Origin of the sequence: Shewanella sp. N2AIL (genome assembly GCF_022690845.1) — a bacterium.
Taxonomy (GTDB): Bacteria; Pseudomonadota; Gammaproteobacteria; order Enterobacterales; family Shewanellaceae; genus Shewanella; species Shewanella baltica.
On the sequence record NZ_JALBYT010000016.1, the window covers coordinates 61,780 to 80,837 of the forward strand.

Annotated in this window: 16 protein-coding genes; 12 read left to right on the top strand and 4 right to left on the bottom strand. The window is 47.3% G+C overall.

Annotation, left to right across the window (positions count from 1 at the left end; genetic code table 11):
- Nucleotides 1–12: 12 nt before the first annotated feature.
- The 5 genes from radC to MO387_RS11350 all read left to right on the top strand — a co-directional run bounded on the left by radC (nt 13) and on the right by MO387_RS11350 (nt 3,524).
- The gene (gene radC, locus MO387_RS11330; RefSeq protein ID WP_006079869.1) at nt 13–690 is read left to right on the top strand and encodes a DNA repair protein RadC; all 678 of its coding nucleotides are present in this window, start codon (nt 13–15) and stop codon (nt 688–690) included.
- 121 nt (nt 691–811) lie between these two features.
- Complete coding sequence (gene rpmB, locus MO387_RS11335; RefSeq protein WP_006079870.1) at nt 812–1,048, top strand: 50S ribosomal protein L28; 237 nt, start codon at nt 812–814, stop codon at nt 1,046–1,048.
- Between the two features lie 6 nt (nt 1,049–1,054).
- Nucleotides 1,055–1,228: a 50S ribosomal protein L33 gene (gene rpmG / locus MO387_RS11340; RefSeq protein ID WP_006079871.1), complete on the top strand. Its 174-nt coding sequence runs from the start codon at nt 1,055–1,057 to the stop codon at nt 1,226–1,228.
- A gap of 323 nt (nt 1,229–1,551) precedes the next feature.
- Nucleotides 1,552–2,871, top strand: coding sequence for an amino-acid N-acetyltransferase (gene argA, locus MO387_RS11345; protein WP_006079872.1), 1,320 nt, complete (start codon nt 1,552–1,554; stop codon nt 2,869–2,871).
- 119 nt (nt 2,872–2,990) lie between these two features.
- A complete protein-coding gene (locus MO387_RS11350) occupies nt 2,991–3,524 on the top strand; it encodes a PH domain-containing protein (RefSeq protein WP_107404893.1) in 534 nt (177 codons plus the stop codon).
- 24 nt (nt 3,525–3,548) lie between these two features.
- On the opposite strand, the gene rarD is transcribed toward MO387_RS11350, so the two are convergent.
- Complete coding sequence (rarD, locus tag MO387_RS11355) at nt 3,549–4,433, bottom strand: EamA family transporter RarD (RefSeq protein WP_107949511.1); 885 nt, start codon at nt 4,431–4,433, stop codon at nt 3,549–3,551.
- A 201-nt stretch (nt 4,434–4,634) separates the two neighbouring features.
- On the bottom strand, nt 4,635–5,099 hold the full coding sequence (locus tag MO387_RS11360) for a thioesterase family protein (protein ID WP_006079875.1): 465 nt from the start codon (nt 5,097–5,099) through the stop codon (nt 4,635–4,637).
- A gap of 438 nt (nt 5,100–5,537) precedes the next feature.
- On the opposite strand from MO387_RS11360, the gene recQ reads away from it, so the two are divergent.
- Nucleotides 5,538–7,361, top strand: coding sequence for a DNA helicase RecQ (gene recQ / locus MO387_RS11365; protein ID WP_107949509.1), 1,824 nt, complete (start codon nt 5,538–5,540; stop codon nt 7,359–7,361).
- Here the strand turns inward: recQ and MO387_RS11370 are convergent.
- A complete protein-coding gene (locus tag MO387_RS11370) occupies nt 7,343–9,124 on the bottom strand; it encodes a diguanylate cyclase (protein WP_242326289.1) in 1,782 nt (593 codons plus the stop codon). The genes recQ and MO387_RS11370 overlap by 19 nt on opposite strands.
- Before the next feature lie 507 nt (nt 9,125–9,631).
- Between MO387_RS11370 and leuA the strand changes: the two genes are divergently transcribed.
- From leuA to glpK, 6 genes are all read left to right on the top strand, one after another.
- Nucleotides 9,632–11,200 (top strand): 2-isopropylmalate synthase, encoded by a 1,569-nt coding sequence (gene leuA / locus MO387_RS11375; protein ID WP_242326291.1) that lies wholly within the window; start codon nt 9,632–9,634, stop codon nt 11,198–11,200.
- Between the two features lie 70 nt (nt 11,201–11,270).
- Nucleotides 11,271–12,365: a 3-isopropylmalate dehydrogenase gene (gene leuB, locus MO387_RS11380; protein ID WP_242326293.1), complete on the top strand. Its 1,095-nt coding sequence runs from the start codon at nt 11,271–11,273 to the stop codon at nt 12,363–12,365.
- Nucleotides 12,365–13,771, top strand: a complete 1,407-nt coding sequence (gene leuC / locus MO387_RS11385; RefSeq protein ID WP_242326294.1) for a 3-isopropylmalate dehydratase large subunit — start codon at nt 12,365–12,367, stop codon at nt 13,769–13,771. The genes leuB and leuC overlap by 1 nt, the downstream gene beginning before the upstream one ends.
- Before the next feature lie 27 nt (nt 13,772–13,798).
- Nucleotides 13,799–14,404: a 3-isopropylmalate dehydratase small subunit gene (gene leuD, locus MO387_RS11390; RefSeq protein WP_242326295.1), complete on the top strand. Its 606-nt coding sequence runs from the start codon at nt 13,799–13,801 to the stop codon at nt 14,402–14,404.
- A 526-nt stretch (nt 14,405–14,930) separates the two neighbouring features.
- On the top strand, nt 14,931–16,244 hold the full coding sequence (locus MO387_RS11395; protein WP_242326296.1) for an outer membrane protein transport protein: 1,314 nt from the start codon (nt 14,931–14,933) through the stop codon (nt 16,242–16,244).
- A 419-nt stretch (nt 16,245–16,663) separates the two neighbouring features.
- Entirely contained in the window at nt 16,664–18,148 is a 1,485-nt protein-coding gene (glpK, locus tag MO387_RS11400; protein ID WP_242326297.1) for a glycerol kinase GlpK, read from the top strand.
- Nucleotides 18,149–18,306: 158 nt separating this feature from the next.
- Here the strand turns inward: glpK and MO387_RS11405 are convergent, their stop codons facing one another.
- Entirely contained in the window at nt 18,307–18,636 is a 330-nt protein-coding gene (locus MO387_RS11405; RefSeq protein ID WP_106648323.1) for a hypothetical protein, read from the bottom strand.
- Between the last annotated feature and the right edge of the window lie 422 nt (nt 18,637–19,058).

The following is a 19,058-nucleotide window of genomic DNA, read 5'->3' on the forward strand; positions in this document are numbered from 1 at the left end:
CAGGGAGGTCGCATGGGCATTAAAGATTGGCCTGAGGGTGAAGGTCCCAGAGATAAACTGTTACAAAAAGGGGCGGGGCAACTGTCGGATGCGGAGTTATTGGCGGTATTACTGCGGAACGGTTTGGCGGGATTAAACGCGGTTGATCTTGCAAGGTCGCTGATTAGCGAGTTTGGCGGCCTCAGAAACCTGCTTTGTGCTCCTCGAAATCAGGTATGTCGACTTCCGGGCGTAGGACCTGTAAAATACGCCCAGCTTCAAGCTGCGGCCGAATTAGCGCGGCGTGTAGCGCAGGAAAATCTGCAAAGAGGTCAAGTTTTAACAAATCCCGATTTAACTCGGGACTATTTAATGAGACAATTGGCCGATCGCTCCTATGAAGTGTTCGCAGTTTTACTGCTGGATAGCCAGCATAGAGTGATTCAATTTGTCGAATTATTCCGCGGTACAATAGACTCAGCCTCAGTGTACCCACGTGAAGTGGTGAGCTTAGTGCTGGAGAAAAAGGCCGCAGCAGTTATAGTTTGTCATAATCATCCGTCTGGTATTGCCGAGCCCAGTCAGGCTGACCGACGAATAACTGAGCGATTAAAAAATGCGTTAGCAACCATAGACGTATCCTTATTGGACCATATGGTTGTAGGTGATCGAGAGATAGTTTCTTTTGCAGAACGAGGCTGGATTAATTAATCTAACACTTGATCTTCACTCTGTGATCGTGTATAAAATGCGCCCTCTTTGTGCCTCGGGCGACGGCCATACGAGGCACATTAATGCTCGAGCGTTAAAATTGTTTTTGGAGAAGATTGACATGTCAAGAGTATGCCAAGTTACTGGCAAGAAGCCGATGGTTGGTAACAACCGTTCGCACGCAAAAAACGCGACCCGTCGTCGTTTTTTACCTAACCTACAAAACCACCGTTTTTGGTTAGAAGAAGAAAAGCGTTTCGTACAGTTACGTGTATCTACTAAAGGTATTCGTCTGATCGACAAAAAAGGTATCGAAGTTGTTGTTGCTGAACTTCGTGCTCGTGGCGAGAAGGTATAATAGATCATGGCTAAAGCTAAAGGTAATCGTGAGAAGATCAAATTAGTTTCTACAGCTAAAACTGGTCACTTCTACACAACTGAAAAAAACAAGCGTAACATGCCTGAAAAAATGGAAATCAAAAAATTTGATCCAGTTATTCGTCAGCATGTTATCTACAAAGAAGCAAAAATCAAGTAATCCTTGGTTACTGTTTCGAGAAAAGCCCCTTATTTAAGGGGCTTTTTTTTGCGCTTTTTTTAGTAGTTAGTCATCAAGTTGAGATAATTGCCTCGCAAACTTAAGCCGCTGAATCATCCCCTGTGAAGTTAAAAAAGTGTGAACACTTGCTGAAAATATAAAATAGTGCGGTTCTAAGCACTTTAAATCATTAAAACTGCACTTTAATGAGAATAAATTCTTTATATGTGAATTAAAATGCAATACCATACGCGAAAGTTAGCGATTCATTCTTGGCATGTCATCGTGACGCTGCCAGCTCAAAAATGAGGTGTAAATAACGCGTGCGTACCACTGAACTGGTTGATGGATTTCGTCACTCTGCCCCCTATGTTAATGCTCACAGAGGTAAAACTTTTGTGGTCATGCTGGGTGGTGAAGCTTTGGCTCAGAATCACTTCCGCGCCATCTTAAATGATGTCGCCCTGCTGCACAGTTTAGGGATTAAAGTGGTGTTGGTGTATGGCGCTAGGCCGCAGATTGATGCTGCATTAGCCGTCAATGGTATCGAACCTGCCTACCACGAAGGCGTGCGTATTACGGATGAAGACTCGCTCAAAGTGATCAAGCAAGTTGCGGGTGCACTGCAATTTGATATCACAGCGCGTTTATCCATGAGCTTAAGCAATACGCCGATGCAAGGTGCGCAAATTAACTTAGTGAGCGGCAACTTTGTGATTGCCCAGCCATTAGGCGTGGATAACGGTATCGATTTTTGTTTGAGCGGTAGAGTGCGTCGTATCGATGTGCAAGGCTTAAAACGTCAGTTAGATAATCACTGCATCGTGTTGATGGGGCCAATTGCGGCTTCTGTGACCGGTGAAAGCTTTAATTTAACCGCCGAGGAAATCGCGACCCAAGTGGCGATCAAGCTTAAAGCCGACAAGATGATCGGTTTTAGCTCACAGAACGGTATTCTCGATCGCAATGGCGACGTGATTGCCGAATTGATGCCAAACGATGCGCAAAACATCATGAGCAAGCTAGCCGAGCAAGGTTCTGCCTGCGTAGGTACTATGGCTTTTTTGAAAGCCAGTATCGATGCTTGCCGTAATGGCGTACCGCGTTGTCACTTAGTCAGCTACCTCGAAGATGGCGCTTTGTTGCAGGAACTATTTTCTCGCGAAGGGATAGGCACGCAAATCGTGACTGAGAGTGCCGAGCGTTTACGCTGTGCGTCGATCGCTGATATTGGCGGTGTACTGAACCTTATCCGTCCATTGGAGGAGCAAGGCATTCTGGTGCGTCGTAGCCGTGAGCAGCTTGAGATCGAAATCGAACAGTTCATGTTGATTGAACGCGATGGTTTAGTGATTGGTTGCGCCGCGCTCTATCCTTTTGAAGAGGACAATGCGGGCGAGTTTGCCTGTTTGGTGGTGCATCCCGATTATCGCGATGCCGACAGAGGCAGCTTGCTGCTGAAGAACATAATCAATCAGGCCAGAAACCGCGGTTATTCACGCTTGTTTGCGCTGACCACTCGCAGCATCCACTGGTTCCTCGAGCATGGTTTTGTGATTGAAGATGTTGAAGCACTGCCACAGAAGAAAAAGCAGTTGTATAACTATCAACGTCGTTCAAAAATTCTCGCACTCGATCTCTAAGCCGTTTTAAATCAATCCACTCAATGCCAGCCTAGTACTCATATTAGCGCTGGCATTTTTGTTGACATAATATGTCTTTGTTGGCAGATTAAGGCTTCACTGCACGGGAGATGCTGCCAATGAGTCCTCAATACTTCGAACTCGCCCCTTTCACCCAGACCTCTATCTTCAGTTTTATCGTCTTATTGCTCGGTTTAGCGGGTATCTTGCTGATGTTATGGCTAAAAAATATGCCTAAGATAGCGAAGTCGGCGAGTTTAGGCATATTGCTGGTGATGATGGGCGGATTTTCATGGGTTTTTTATCAATCCAATAGTGCCGAGTTAGTGTTGACCGATACTGAGCTTACCGTGGATGTGCCCTTCTATAAAGTGCAGTTATCCCGCGCGGATTTATTGCCCGCCGAGGCGCGCATAGTCGATTTGCAGCAAGAGGCAGATTTAACGCCGAGCTTTAAAACCAACGGCATAGGCATGCCAGGGTTTCAATTAGGCTGGTTTAATTTGCAGGGAAAAGGTAGAGCATTTCTGGCGATAACAGATAAATCGCAGTTAGTGTTAGTGCCAACGGTTAAAGGCTACAGTTTATTACTGACAGTGCCGCAAGGGAGTGAATTTTTAGCACAGTTACAGAAGTCATCATCACTTCTGTAACTGTGTGTATCGGCGTGATAATGATCACGCCGCTTTGCGTTTATAGGCCATGTCTAAGGTAAAGACTAACAGGGCACTCCAGATAAAACCGAAGGTCACGCCTTTTTCTGCATCGAAGGGCTCATTAAACAGACTCACTGCTAGGATGAACATGATACTTGGGCCGATATATTGGAAAAATCCAAGCATAGACAATGGGATCCGTACCGCCGCCCCTGCAAAACAGAGTAAAGGAATCGTGGTCACTATTCCCGCTGCCATTAACATCAGATTCAGTTGCCAATCGTTTGTCAGCATGCTCGCTGTTGCTGTGTCTAAGGTCGCGACTAGGTAAATTAGCGCGACCGGTAATAACACTGCGGTTTCGACCAATAAGCCAGCCTTAGCATCCACATTGACCTTTTTTCGCAGCAGCGCATAGAAACCAAAGGTGCCCGCGAGTGCCAGTGAGACTATTGGAATAGAGCCAAAAGAGATTAATTGGATCAACACACCAGCGCTGGCGAGTGCGACCGCAAACCATTGCAGCTTACGTAACCTTTCGCCTAGAAATAACATGCCAAGCAAGACGTTGAGCAGAGGGTTGATAAAGTAACCTAAGCTGGCATCGAGCATGTGATCGTTATTCACCGCCCAGATAAATAGCAGCCAGTTTCCCGCGATCAGTATGGAGGTAATGGTGAGAACCATTAGCTGTTTAGGCTGTTTAAACAGTAGGCGTAAGCGTGAGAACCCGCCGATAAAATGCATGATGATCAGCATAAACACGAATGACCAAATCACCCGATGGAGCAAAATTTCGGTGGCAGAGACATGGTTGAGTAATTTGAAATATAAAGGCGCAAAACCCCACATACAGTAAGCACTGACGGCGAGTAGGATCCCTTTGCGGTATTCAAGATCTTGCATGAGACATCTTCGAAGGACAACAAGACGGCGATTGTAGGTGTGTCTGACCGCTGACTCAAGGGCATCGCCGCGTTCTTTTGGTTACAGAATATCTCGATAAGAGATTGAGTGGCCGATCAAAGCCAGTAAACATCTTGCTAATCAAGATGTTTACTGGCTTTGATCTTTAATACGGTAAATGAGTTATCTGCGGTGAAACGGCTAGCCCACCATATAAGTGCCTGTCCCAAAAGCGATATGTGTGCCTTGCTCATTATGCAATTCCATGCGGCACACAGACACCCGATTGCCCGCACGGATCACGCTGCCCGTCCCGGTAAAGGTGAGGCCGCGTCCCGGCCGTAGATAATCGACGCGCATATCGATAGTGCCTAGGGTTTGCAGGCGTTGCTGCAGCTCTTCGACTGTCCAATCATCACGACTGGCGACCAGTCCTGCAAAGGCCGTGAGTCCGCCAACCACATCGAGTACCGTGGCTGTCACACCGCCGTGGAGGATTTGCTGGTGGATATTGCCAATTAGCTCAGGCTTCATGTTGATCACGACTTCAACGCCATCAATGTCATAACGCTTGATATCGAGTCCGAGTAGATTATGGAAAGGAACATGTTGATCAAATACTGCTGCGACTCTTCTCAAAGCTTCGGCTTGGATTGGGCTGGTCATTTTGGGTCCTTGTCACTGAGTGACTGCATTAGGCGTAATTGGATTTGTTATCAACACTGAGATGAACAAAGTGCGGCTTAGAGCAATTAATCTACAGTGAAGCTCATCGCGAATGCAACTCTGTCGCTGAAATGAAGGTACTGTAACGAAATAACCTAGACGGATGATCTCATATTGACGCAAGACAGAGCGGTTTAGGCCTCTATACCCAAGTTAGCGCAACCTGTGAGTTTCAGAGTGCCCTAGGCGCTCCGTCTCGACGGGTTTTAAAGTACTTTACCCCGTGTTCGTTATTTTTGGCTTAGTCCACCAGGGGTTAAAATAGCTGCAATCGCGATGAATGGCCTCGTCTAAAGTACTTTAAATTACCGCTGAATCCTGCATTTTGAGCTAGTTTGGGTATAGAATAGGCCCCCTCACTTTTGACATAGAAGATCCATGGAAAAGCTCGTACTCGACACGCATGATGATCCGCTCTCGCAACGCCTCGCACAGGTGTTTGGTTACCGTGACTTTAGGGACGGTCAGCGGGAGGTGATAGAACGTGTCTGCGGCGGGCAAGATTGCTTAGTGATCATGCCAACGGGCGGCGGTAAGAGTCTGTGCTATCAACTCCCCGCGTTGCTGATGGATGGCATTACGATTGTCGTATCTCCATTGATTTCTTTGATGAAAGATCAAGTCGATAGCTTGTTGCAAACCGGTGTTGCGGCGGCTTATCTCAATTCTTCATTGCCGCGAGAGCAGAGCGCCGAAGTATTAAGGCAGCTGCGCCACGGTGAGTTAAAACTGCTTTATGTGTCACCAGAGCGCTTATTAAGCGCTGATTTTATTGAGCGAATGCAGTCGCTCCAGCTGGCGATGTTTGCCATCGACGAGGCGCACTGTATCAGTCAATGGGGTCATGATTTTCGCCCTGAATATGCGGCGCTTGGCCAGCTAAAACAACTCTTCCCCTATGTGCCCATGATGGCGCTGACAGCAACAGCAGATCAGGCGACTCGACAGAGTATTTGTGAGCGGCTCGGTATTGACCCGTTCCGTTTACTCTCGAGTTTCGACAGGCCTAATATTCGCTACACAGTGGCGGAAAAGCTCAATGCTGCGAATCAGTTACGGCATTTTTTAACCCAGCAAAATGGCACTAACGGGATTATTTACTGTAGCAGTCGACGCCGTGTCGATGAAGTGGCCGATCGTTTATGTCTGCAAGGTTTTAATGCTAAGGCCTATCATGCGGGAATGACGCAGGAAGATCGTGGCGCAGTGCAGGACAGTTTCCTTAAGGATCAAATCGATATCGTGGTCGCCACTGTGGCTTTCGGTATGGGGATCAATAAGTCGAATGTACGCTTTGTGGTGCATTACGATATCCCTAAAAGTATCGAAGCCTATTATCAGGAAACGGGCCGAGCGGGCCGTGATGGGCTTGATGCCGAGACATTTATGTTGTTTGATCCTGCCGATATTGGCCGGGTGCGACATTTGATTGAACAGTCTGAGCCCGGACCGCAGCAGCAAGTCGAATTCCATAAACTCAATACCATGGCGGCGTTTGCTGAGGCGCAAACCTGCCGTCGCCAAGTGTTGCTGCATTACTTTGATGAGAGCGCACTAGAGCCCTGTGGTAACTGCGATATTTGCCTCGATCCGCCTAAGCGTTATAACGGCACCGAAGATGCGCAAAAGGTGTTGTCATGTATTTTCCGTTTAGGCCAGCGTTTTGGTATTAATCACTTAATTGAAGTGCTGCGCGGCTCTAAAGGCGCCCCGATTGTTGACCGAGGCCATGATAAACTCACGACTTGGGGGATTGGTAAAGACAAGAGCCATGAATATTGGTTGAGCGTGATCCGTCAATTGATCCATTTGGGACTGGCGAGTCAAGATGTGACGCGAGGTTCATCTATTACCTTAAACCCATCTGCACGACCTGTGCTCAAAGGTGAGGTGGCGTTAATGCTCGCCGAACCGCGTATTCAGTTAACGACCACAAAACGCAAGGTGAGCCAATCTAAGGCGCCGCTGAACTACGATCGTAAGCTATTCGCGCGACTCAAGTTACTGCGAAGAACCATAGCTGAGCAGCAGGATGTGCCGCCTTATTTAGTGTTTAACGATGCAACGCTGGCGGAAATGGCGGCCATGATGCCGACCAGTGCAGGGGAAATGCTCGCCGTTAACGGGGTAGGCGAGCGTAAACTGAGTCGTTTCGGCGACGCTTTTCTCGATGAAATCGCGGCTTATTTAGCGGGAGAATAATGGTTTGGATTATTCTCACTGATTTTAACCTTACCCAATTGATTGATACTGGCGCGTTTAATTAAAGACTCTAACGTATCAAACTGTTGCATTGCCGCGATACCAATATTGACCTTGCTTGACCCCTGCCAAGGCTGAATACACGCCACTAATTGATTGACGACTTTCTTAGCACCAGCAGCAGAGGTGTGCGGTAGGATAATCACAATTTCATCCATCGAATATCGGATTAATTTATCTTGCTCTCGCAGTCTGTGTTGTAGCTCATCCTGCAGGGGTGGCAAGTCAACTTGCCGTATTTGACTCGCATTAAAAAGTAATAATGACAGCGGATAATTACCTTGTTTGGCACTGTTCAAGGATGATGTGGCTTGTTGGAGCAGAGTTTCCGCAGGCTCCTTGCCTTCGATACGGGGCGCGCGATTATTTTGCTTATCAATCAAATACCAAATAGCCCCACCGAGTAACGTCATCGCAATTAAGAACAGTGTGCTATAGGCCCAATCTAGATTTAACTCTTGGAGGATTGAGGCCTTTTCTGGCGCAGGACTATTCTGATCATGTTGCAAATCTTGCTGATTTAGACGGGCTTTAAATTGCAATATCCGTGCAGTGTTCATCCCTTGATTGGCGAGTTCGGCAGCTCGATAGCGTTTGAGTAAGAAAGAATAGGCCTGCTTAAAATCCCCTTGTTCTAAGTAGTGATCGCTCATGATCCCGTAAAATCCTTTGAGATCAGAATATTGTTTCAGATTTTCAGCTTGTTCAATGGCGTGATTCATTAGGATTAATGCAGCATCGTCTTGATGCTGGGCAAAGCGTATTTGTGCCAGCAGGCGGGTCGATAACATTACCGCTATCTGTTGATTCTGTTTTTTGAAGGTATTGATGGCGATAGAAATATATTCTTCAGCATTATCAATGCGGCCCTTGTCGAGTGCGATTGAAGCTAAAATGGCGTAGCTGTAAGCAAGCTCAAGTGGCGAACCGAGTTCAGGTAGTAGTGCCTTTGCTTGTTTCTCGAGTTTATCACTGTAATCGAACTCTTGATTATCGAGCGCTATCCTAGCTGCATTACATAAAATGAAATGTAATACCTTGCCCTTAGCATCCGAGCTCTGTAATGCAAGGTTGGTGTAATACATGGCTTGGGGCAAGTCATGGGTTGCGTAGAGTAAGTTGCCCATGGCCGCATAAACATAAGCTTGTGGTGGCCAAATCCAATTTTGGGTCTGAGTATGAATGTCAGGATAAATATCGATGGCCAGACGTAAATCTTCGATGGCAGAGGAGAAATTATCCGTATTGGTATCGAGCTGACCACGTAAACGTAAGGCATCGACTAAGGCTTGGGGCTGTTGATAGCGTCGCGCTAAGGTAATGGCTGAATCCAGCAAGGGCAGTGCATTTTGAATATTGTTGTAGTTGAGGTTAGCGTCCGCTTGGCAAATCAAAAAGTAGGGGCGAACTTGATCGAGCTTAAGCTGCTTAGCATTGGCCTCGCCTAGCTGAGCTACGTTGATCGCGGCTTCGTTCTCACCCAGTTGCAGCAGATTTTGGCATTTCAATACACTCAATCTGAGTCGATTAATGTCAGAAGTGGCACTGGTTGTAAATTGTTTTTCTAAGGCAGTGATTTGAGTCAGGGCTTTACTGGGATATTGGTAGACGAGTTCTGTGAGCTCATCCAACTGGTCTATAGCACTCGCCCCAAAGGGGATCAGCCATAACAACAGGCTCAGTACCAAGACGCGAAAATCCATTTTGTGCTCCATAAAATGCGTAAGCTCTAATATCCGTAATCACTAAGACGAGATTATAACTTTTCTTAATCGTTTTTTGCATAAAAAACTATTATTTTCTAAGGGGAATAAGTTAACACATCCCCGTGCTTTCTGAATCCAAACTGCGGGTTAATTCTGTGGAATCGATCACTTATTTGGGGATAAAACTCACAGTTATTGGTCTTAAGAGAGGTCGAATGAGTGGAACATGAAAAAATTAGGGTTGACACTCTCGGCTAGGCAAGTTAAATATTAACCGTCCTAGATTATTTGAACAGAATAAATATTTAAATAAAATGAATAGAATTAGCAGCAAACTCGACCTCCTCCTCTCTCTCCTCGCGGTTTATACGCGGAGGTCTTAGTGTTGCACGCTCGATAAATAGGCAAAGCATTCACAAACCCCGCACCAATGTTGCGGGGTTTTTTGTATCTGAATACGGCAAAAGTTAAATAATGAACGGTGACGTTCCATGGAGAAGCGAGATGTCTAACAGAGTAATTATATTTGATACGACCTTACGTGATGGTGAGCAGGCGTTAGCCGCAAGCCTTTCGGTCAAAGAAAAGTTACAGATCGCCATGGCGCTGGAACGTCTAGGTGTTGATGTAATGGAAGTGGGTTTTCCTGTCTCATCACCCGGTGATTTTGAGTCGGTGCAAACCATAGCGCGCACCATCAAAAATAGCCGCGTTTGTGCGTTATCCCGCGCACTTGAAAAGGACATCGATGCCGCGGCGCAGGCCTTGTCTGTTGCAGATCAGTTCCGTATCCATACGTTTATCTCGACATCGACGATTCATGTCGAAAGCAAGTTGAAGCGTTCTTTCGACCAAGTATTAGAAATGGCTGTGGGCGCAGTGAAGTACGCCCGTCGCTTTACCGACGATGTGGAGTTTTCCTGTGAGGATGCGGGGCGTACGCCAATCGATAATCTGTGTCGTATGGTGGAGGCCGCCATTCTTGCTGGCGCGCGTACCATTAACATTCCCGATACGGTCGGTTACACAGTGCCAAGCGAGTTTGGCACTATTATCCAAACCCTGTTTAACCGCGTGCCGAATATCGACCAAGCGGTGATCTCAGTGCATTGCCACGATGACTTAGGTTTATCTGTGGCGAACTCGATAACCGCAGTGCAACACGGTGCACGTCAAATCGAATGTACGATCAATGGTATAGGTGAGCGTGCGGGTAATTGTTCATTGGAAGAGATCGCTATGATTTTAGCGACGCGTAAGGGCTTGTTGGGTTTGGAAACAGGCATTAACGCTAAGGAAATCCACCGTACTTCTAATTTAGTCAGCCAGTTATGCAACATGCCTGTACAGGCGAACAAGGCGATTGTCGGTGCCAATGCGTTCACACACTCGTCGGGTATCCATCAGGATGGCATGTTAAAAGCGCAAAATACCTATGAAATCATGACGCCAGAAAGCATAGGTTTGAATCGCAATAACTTAAATATGACTTCGCGTTCTGGTCGCCATGTGATCAAGCATCGCATGGAGGAAATGGGTTATAGCGAGCACGATTACAATATGGATGCGCTGTACGAAGAGTTCCTAAAATTGGCAGATAAAAAGGGACAAGTATTTGATTATGATTTAGAAGCCTTAGCCTTTATGGAAGCGCAGGCTGAAGAAGACAATCACTATCAATTGCAGCAATTAGTGGTGCAGTCTGACTCTACCGAAGGCGTTGCCACAGCGACCGTTCGTATCGAAGTGGGCGGCGAAATTAAAACCGAAGCCGCAACCGGTAATGGTCCCGTCGATGCCGCCTATAACGCCATTGCCCGTGCTACTGATCGTCGTATCGACATCATCAGCTACAAGTTAGGCGCAAAGGGCGTAGGCCAAAATGCCTTAGGTCAAGTGGACATTACTGCCGTTTACCACGAGCAAAACTTCCACGGTGTAGGTTTAGCGACCGATGTCGTTGAAGCCTCGGCGCGCGCTTTAGTGCATGTGATGAACTTAACGTGCCGCGCAGACAAGGTCGCCGATTACAAACAAAGCATGCAAAAGAGTCGAGAGCTAGGCGGCGTCTAGTCGCTAAAAGCTTCCAAAGAATAGCAAGGTCGAGCATAAAGCATTCACATTTAAAGGAGTTGGCTGGCGTATGAGTTATCAAGTAGCAGTATTAGCAGGGGACGGGATCGGCCCAGAAGTGATGGCAGAGGCGCGTAAAGTGCTGCGAGAAGTGGAAGCGCGATTCGATTTAAATATCGAATATACACAATACGATGTCGGCGGTATTGCCATCGATAATCACGGTTGCCCACTACCCGATGCCACGTTAAAGGGTTGTGAAGCGGCCGATGCGATTCTATTTGGTTCAGTCGGCGGCCCTAAGTGGGAAAAGTTACCGCCAAATGAACAACCTGAGCGCGGCGCGCTATTGCCTCTGCGTGGCCACTTCGAACTGTTTTGCAATCTGCGCCCAGCCAAACTGCACGATGGCCTAGAGCATATGTCACCGCTGCGTAGCGATATCTCTGCCCGTGGCTTTGATGTTTTATGTGTGCGTGAGTTAACCGGTGGCATTTATTTTGGTAAGCCAAAGGGCCGCCAAGGTGAAGGCGAGAATGAAGAAGCCTTCGATACTATGCGTTATAGCCGCCGCGAAATTAGCCGTATCGCCCGCATCGCCTTTGAAGCCGCCCGTGGTCGTCGTAAAAAAGTCACCTCAGTGGATAAAGCCAACGTACTGGCTTGTTCAGTGTTGTGGCGCCAAGTGGTTGAAGAAGTGGCGGTGGATTTCCCCGATGTCGAGCTGGAACACATCTATATCGATAACGCGACCATGCAGCTACTGCGCCGCCCCGATGAGTTCGATGTGATGTTATGTTCTAACCTGTTCGGTGACATTTTATCCGATGAAATCGCCATGTTAACGGGCTCTATGGGCTTGTTGTCCTCGGCGAGCATGAACAGCAGTGGTTTTGGTTTATTCGAACCAGCAGGTGGCAGTGCGCCGGATATCGCAGGTAAAGGGATAGCCAACCCAGTCGCGCAAATTCTGTCGGCAGCATTAATGTTGCGTCATAGCTTGAAACAAGAAGAAGCGGCGAGTGCGATTGAGCGCGCCGTGAGCAAAGCCTTGAACTCTGGCTATTTAACCGGTGAGTTATTGAGCAGCGACAAGCGTAGTGAAGCGAAATCGACGGCAGAAATGGGTGACTTTATCGCCAATGCTGTAAAGGAAGGTGTGTAATGACGAACGCAAAGACCTTGTACCAAAAAGTATGGGATGCACATATCGTTGCTGCTCCAGAGGGCGAAGCGCCGGTCATTTATGTCGACAGACATTTAGTCCATGAAGTGACGTCACCACAAGCATTCAGCGGTTTGAAAGTCGCGGGCCGTAAGCTGCGCGCGCCGGAAAAAACCTTTGCGACTATGGATCATAATACTTCAACCCGCAGCGCTAGTTTAGATGCCCTAAGCCCGATGGCGCGCACTCAGGTGGAAACCCTAGCGCAAAACTGTAAAGACTTTGGCGTGCGCTTATATGATATTCATCATCCTAATCAAGGGATTGTGCATGTGATGGGCCCAGAGTTAGGCATTACCTTACCGGGCACTGTGATTGTGTGTGGCGATTCCCATACCGCCACCCACGGCGCCTTTGGCGCATTGGCGTTTGGGATTGGTACATCGGAAGTTGAGCACGTTCTAGCGACGCAAACGCTACGTCAGTTAAAAGCTAAGACCATGAAGATTGAAGTGCGTGGCCATGTCACCGATGGCGTGACCGCCAAAGATATCGTCCTCGCTATTATTGGCAAAATCGGTATGGATGGTGGTACTGGCTACGTGGTGGAGTTCTGCGGTGAGGCGATTGAAGCCCTGTCGATGGAAGGCCGCATGACAGTGTGTAACATGGCAATTGAGATGGGGGCTAAGGCGGGCATGGTCGCGCCGGATCAAACCACTTTCGACTATTTAGCAGGCCGTGAATTTGCACCTAAGGGCGAAGATTGGACTGAGGCTGTCGCTTACTGGAAAGCCATTAAAACCGATGACGGCGCGGTGTTTGATGCTGTCGTTGAGTTAGATGCTGCCGATATTGCGCCGCAATTGACTTGGGGTACTAACCCAGGCCAAGTCGTGGCAATCGATGGCAAAGTACCTGACCCCATTAATGAAGCTAATCCAAGCACCCGAGCTAGTATGGAAAAGGCTTTAGAATACATTGGCCTGAGTGCGGGTACGCCGATGACAGACATCAGTATCAACAAGGTGTTTATCGGTTCTTGTACTAACTCACGGATTGAAGATTTACGCAGCGCCGCTGTACATGCCAAGGGCCGTAAAGTCGCAAGTGGCGTCACCGCCATTGTCGTACCTGGTTCTGGCCAAGTGAAAGCGCAAGCTGAAGCCGAAGGCTTAGATAAAATCTTTATCGAAGCGGGGTTTGAGTGGCGTTTACCGGGTTGCTCTATGTGTTTAGCGATGAACGATGACAGATTAGAAGCGGGCGATCGTTGCGCCTCGACCAGTAATCGTAACTTCGAAGGTCGCCAAGGTCGTGGCAGTCGTACCCATTTGGTGAGTCCAGCAATGGCTGCAGCCGCTGCGGTGGCGGGGCATTTTGTCGATATTCGTAAACCTTACTAATTACCGTAAACCCAAGAGGAGAAGTTAATGCAACCTTTTACAACCCATACCGGGCTTGCGGTCATGATAGACAGCACCAATATCGATACGGATCAGATCATTCCGAAACAGTTTTTGTCTAAGGTGACGCGCGATGGTTTTGGCGTGCACTTATTCCACGATTGGCGTTATTTAGATGATGCGGGCGATCAGCCTAATCCTGAGTTTTCATTGAATCAAAGCCGTTATAAAGGCGCATCGATTCTTTTGGCGCAGGAAAACTTTGGTTGTGGTTCAAGCCGCGAACATGCGCCTTGGGCGCTGGCAGACTTTGGTCTGCGTGCGATTATTGCGCCGAGTTTTGCTGACATTTTTTACGGTAACTCAATCAATAATGGCCTATTGCCTGTGGCGTTAACCCATGCAGAGGTGCGTCAATTAATGGATGAAGTGGCCGCAGAAGAAGGCGCACAAATCACAGTCGAGCTCACAAGCTGCAAAGTCATTGCTCCGTCGGGGGCAGAGTTTAGTTTTACGCTGGCTGAGTCGGCGAGACATAAGCTACTCAATGGGTTAGATGCTATTGGGCTGACCTTGTCCCATGCTGCGCAAATCAGTCAGTACGAAACTCAAATCCAAGGTTGGCGCTGCTAAACTTTCAGCGCACATTTGTACTGGTGTTGAGTCCATATTTAAGCGCCTAGGTTAGCACCTAGGCGCTTTTGTTTTAAATCATCATCCATAAAAAGTTTAACTTATTGTATTTTAAATAATAAATTTTCACTGCTGGTTGTGCGCCATAGAATTTCTGAATCGATAGTGATTTATGCTGAATTTGTCACATCAGAATGATTTACACGTGTTTCTGCGATTTATGGTTTTATTTTGTTGTTTATTATGGTTATTTTTTGATTTCACTATGTTGAGTTAATCAGCATTGCGAATAGTAACTGGGCGAATATAGGCTGAGTTTTGTTTAAATGGTGATATTGGTCACTAAATCTGTTTTAAAGTCATCGTTAGCTAGAGTTTTTGTCTGTTTTATCTCCTTTGGTTGCAAACATCTTCTGCATAAGTAAACTGCTGCGCATTCAATCTGGAGTCTTTGCTCTATTTTGCCTGAACGCCGCAGTACTCATTTGAGTAGTACAGATAACAATAATATGATTAGAGAATAATGATGCAAAAACGTCTTCTGACTTTGGCTGTCACTGCAGCCTTGTTAAGTTCAACGACTCAACTCCATGCCGCTGGTTTTCAATTAGCCGAATATTCTGCGACTGGGTTAGGCCGTGCTTTTGCGGGTGAAGCGGCTATGGCGGATAACGCTTCGGCTCAATTCCGTAATCCTGCTATGTTGACTTATCTCACTGGCACGCAAATGTCCACAGGCGCTATTTTGGTGATGCCCGATATTGACGTTGAAGGTGAGACGACCGTTGGTAATGTGACTCAAGCAACAGTAGCGAAGGACATAGCGGGCAATGCTGTTATTCCTAATTTTTACGTGAGTCATCAGCTAAATCAGCAGTGGTTTATTGGGGTTGCTTTAGGTACTAACTTTGGTATGGCGACTGAGTTAGGCGATGAGTTTCTTGGTTCTCAATTTGGTAATGAGGCCTCCATCAAGGCGATTGAAATCAATCCCAATGTTGCCTATCGTATCAATGAGCAATTCAGTGTCGGCGGCGGTGTTCGCCTTGTGCTTGGTGAAGGCAGTATTGGTGCAAAGAGTTCTGCTGATGCTGTTTTACCTACGCCTATTGGTAATTTACCCGTACCTAAGGGAACGACTCTTAAGTATATGGAAGGGGATGATATTTCTTGGGGGTGGCAATTAGGTGGCGCTTGGCAGATTAATGCTGATCATCGCATTGGTGTGAACTTTCGCTCGGCCGTTGATCAGCGTCTTGAGGGGGAGGCAAATGGCTTGGCCTTTAATCCGTTAGATCCCAACAAACAGCTGGCGGGTTCGATGGAGCTCAGTTTACCTGCAACGGCTGAACTTGCCTCTTTTCATCAACTGACGCCGCAGTTGGCGTTGCACGCGAGTGTTAACTGGACAGACTGGAGCTCATTTGAAAAATTGGAAGCCGTGATCCCTTCATTAAAAGTACCGACTCAATTAGTGAAGCAAGAGAATTGGGAAGATAGCTATCGTTTTGCTTTGGGCGCGACTTATCGCTTAGATGATCAATCAAGCCTTCGTGCTGGTGTTGCCTATGACATGTCAGCAGTGTCTGATGCTAACCGTACGTTAACCATTCCAGAAATGAATCGTGTTTGGTTAAGTGCAGGTTATGGGTATCAATTTAATAAACAGCTGGATTTGGATTTTGGTGTGACTTATATCATTGCGGATGAGTCGCCAGTGGTTGAGCCGCGCCCAGGAATCGATTCGGATAATTCTGCCGCGTTATTTGGTGGGACATTCAGCGGCACTACCAGTGGCAATATTCTGTTATTTGGTGTGCAGGCAAGTTACCGCTTCTAAGCCAAGTTTGTGCTAGAGCATATATGCTCGCCGTGCGATCCCTTAGTCATGTGACTGTTGGCCGGTGCGCTGCAATGCGCGACTAAGGTGATGCTGATTAAATAAAAGCCCTGATTTTTCAGGGCTTTTATATTCTTTGCCTAGAGTTTTTTTGTGGTCTTAGTTTATCAACTTTCATGCAGCTAACCGTGTTCGGGTTATGTTGATTTGGGTTTTGTAGCGTTTATGGGGCCAGTTTGTTGTTTAAATGGTGCTTGAAGATGCATTGCTGTCGCCGATTCAAAATGGCTGATGCGCTGGTTATCGTGGTTTATTACGCATATATTCAAAGTGATGTTTGAAACTTGCGGTTGTGGTTAAGCAGAGGCATTGCGAAGGTAGCGTATGGGCTACGCGGAATAAATATAGGATTGTAAAGCGTGCAGAAAAAATACGTGGTGGCCTTAGATCAAGGCACGACCAGCTCAAGGGCGATAGTGTTCGATCACGACGCAAACATCGTCAGTGTGTCCCAGCGAGAATTTACCCAGTTGTACCCTAATCCGGGTTGGGTCGAGCATGATCCCATGGAGATTTGGGCAAGCCAAAGTTCAGTATTAATTGAAGTGCTGGCGCGCGCGGGGATCCACAGCGATGAAGTGGCCGCGATTGGCATTACCAATCAGCGGGAAACTACTGTCATTTGGGAAAAAGCCACAGGTAAACCTATCTATAACGCGATTGTGTGGCAGTGCCGTCGCAGCTCTCAAATTTGTGAGCAACTCAAAGCCCAAGGGCTAGAAGAGTATGTGCGTGAAAATACGGGCCTATTACTCGACCCTTATTTTTCAGGCACTAAGATCAAGTGGATTCTAGATAATGTGCCCAATGCCCGTGCGCAAGCTGAACGCGGTGAGTTGTTGTTCGGCACTATCGATACTTGGCTAGTGTGGAAGTTAACCGAAGGCAAAGTGCATGTCACCGATCCCACCAATGCCGCCCGAACTCTGCTGTTTAATATCCATAGCCTGACTTGGGATAACAAGTTACTTGAAGCTTTAGACATTCCCTTGTCGATGTTGCCAGAAGTTAAGCCTTCCTGCAGCGTGTATGGCACTACGCGGATTGCCGGTGAAGGCAGTGAAATCCAAGTCGCGGGGATGGCGGGCGACCAACAAGCGGCGCTTTTTGGCCAGCTGTGTGTCGAGCCCGGCATGGCGAAGAATACCTATGGCACTGGTTGTTTTTTATTGATGAATACCGGGACCAAAGCGGTGCGCTCTAACCATGGGTTACTGACCACAGTTGCCGTGGGGCCGAAGGGCGAAGTGAACTACGCCCTCGAAGGTTCAGTCTTTATGGGCGGTGCGACCATTCAATGGCTGCGGGATGAACTCGGGCTTATTCGTGATGCCAGCGATACCGAATATTTTGCCTCTAAGGTTGCCGATACCAATGGCGTGTATCTAGTGCCCGCCTTTGTCGGACTCGGGGCGCCCTATTGGGACCCGAATGCCCGTGGCGCGCTATTTGGGTTAACCCGTGGCGCCAATCGTAATCATATTATTCGGGCGGCGTTAGAATCCATCGCTTATCAGAGTAAAGATTTACTCGATGCCATGATCAAAGACAGTGGCGTCAGCCTTAAGCGTTTGAAGGTGGATGGTGGCGCGGTCGCAAATGACTTTTTAATGCAGTTTCAAGCGGATATTACCGATGTTGAGGTACTAAGGCCAAGCGTTTGTGAGACAACCGCTTTGGGCGCGGCATTCTTAGCTGGGCTGGCGGTGGGTTTTTGGGAGAGTGTGATAGAGCTTGAGCATAAGGCCTGTATCGATAAGCATTTTATCCCCAATATTGACGCCCAGACTCGGGCGAGCTTATACGCAGGTTGGCAGGATGCGGTCGCCAGAACGCGCGCCTAAGCTATTCGACTTAAGCTACTCAATTTGAGTTCTTTGACTTGAGGCATGCTTAAATTTGATATTAAGTTTGGGTTGGTTTGAAATATGACTCGATTGTGGTGAATAAAAAGGCGCTAATCCAATGGGATTGCGCCTTTTCCGTTTGTATTCGTACTGATTTATACTTCAACATCAATAATATGTTGGCTCGGAGGCTTTTTAATTTCCGCGGTATCGTCGGTCACTTCAAGCACTACACCTTCTTTTAATTCTTCGGGCTCATCCGATGCACGGCGTTTCTTATTCTTGCTGTTATCAGTATCTTTGCGTCTTTCCCTGACTTTTGCGTCGCGCCCTTCTAACGTCGGGGGTAACTGCGACTGTGGTGTTTCATGGCTATCGGGGGCATTTGCGGTTGCACTACTGACTTGGTCGACGACCCGTTTAGGGTGTAACACGGCTTTCACTGGCTGCGCCAGCATGGCATAAATGCTATCCAATCCACTCATAACGCCTCCTTGTTACTACAGCTCTTAACGTGTTATCGGCAGGAGTCGGTCAATATTTAGACTATACGCGGTTTAAGTCGTTAAGGCGAATGAGGGGGGTTAAGATCTAAGCATGAGCAATCGATGCTAACCAAAGCGGCACTCATTGTGAAGGAACCACAGTGGTTGAGAAGGAACAATAGTAGCGAATGCAAAATTGAGGTGAATTGTTGGATTCGCGTGGTGCTTTGCGGGATTTGGAGTGGGAACGTTGAGCTTTCTCGCAATCGTGACATTAATATTCAATCATCTGCAAAAAGATGATCGTCTTTATTTCGGATAATTATTTAGATTTTCGTGCTAAATCCAACTCTTTTTTGACTGTCTAATAAGGTTGAATTTAAGTTTGTTTTGTTACTTTTTGGGTTTAAGGTTATTCCTCG

Bases quoted from the DNA above. Each gene is read 5' to 3' on its own strand.
- radC (WP_006079869.1), top strand. From the start codon at position 13: ATGGGCATTAAAGATTGGCCTGAGGGTGAAGGTCCCAGAGATAAACTG.
- rpmB (WP_006079870.1), top strand. From the start codon at position 812: ATGTCAAGAGTATGCCAAGTTACTGGCAAGAAGCCGATGGTTGGTAAC.
- rpmG (WP_006079871.1), top strand. From the start codon at position 1,055: ATGGCTAAAGCTAAAGGTAATCGTGAGAAGATCAAATTAGTTTCTACA.
- MO387_RS11350 (WP_107404893.1), top strand. From the start codon at position 2,991: ATGAGTCCTCAATACTTCGAACTCGCCCCTTTCACCCAGACCTCTATC.
- rarD (WP_107949511.1), bottom strand. From the start codon at position 4,433: ATGCAAGATCTTGAATACCGCAAAGGGATCCTACTCGCCGTCAGTGCT.
- MO387_RS11360 (WP_006079875.1), bottom strand. From the start codon at position 5,099: ATGACCAGCCCAATCCAAGCCGAAGCTTTGAGAAGAGTCGCAGCAGTA.
- recQ (WP_107949509.1), top strand. From the start codon at position 5,538: ATGGAAAAGCTCGTACTCGACACGCATGATGATCCGCTCTCGCAACGC.
- MO387_RS11370 (WP_242326289.1), bottom strand. From the start codon at position 9,124: ATGGATTTTCGCGTCTTGGTACTGAGCCTGTTGTTATGGCTGATCCCC.
- leuA (WP_242326291.1), top strand. From the start codon at position 9,632: ATGTCTAACAGAGTAATTATATTTGATACGACCTTACGTGATGGTGAG.
- leuB (WP_242326293.1), top strand. From the start codon at position 11,271: ATGAGTTATCAAGTAGCAGTATTAGCAGGGGACGGGATCGGCCCAGAA.
- leuC (WP_242326294.1), top strand. From the start codon at position 12,365: ATGACGAACGCAAAGACCTTGTACCAAAAAGTATGGGATGCACATATC.
- leuD (WP_242326295.1), top strand. From the start codon at position 13,799: ATGCAACCTTTTACAACCCATACCGGGCTTGCGGTCATGATAGACAGC.
- MO387_RS11395 (WP_242326296.1), top strand. From the start codon at position 14,931: ATGCAAAAACGTCTTCTGACTTTGGCTGTCACTGCAGCCTTGTTAAGT.
- MO387_RS11405 (WP_106648323.1), bottom strand. From the start codon at position 18,636: ATGAGTGGATTGGATAGCATTTATGCCATGCTGGCGCAGCCAGTGAAA.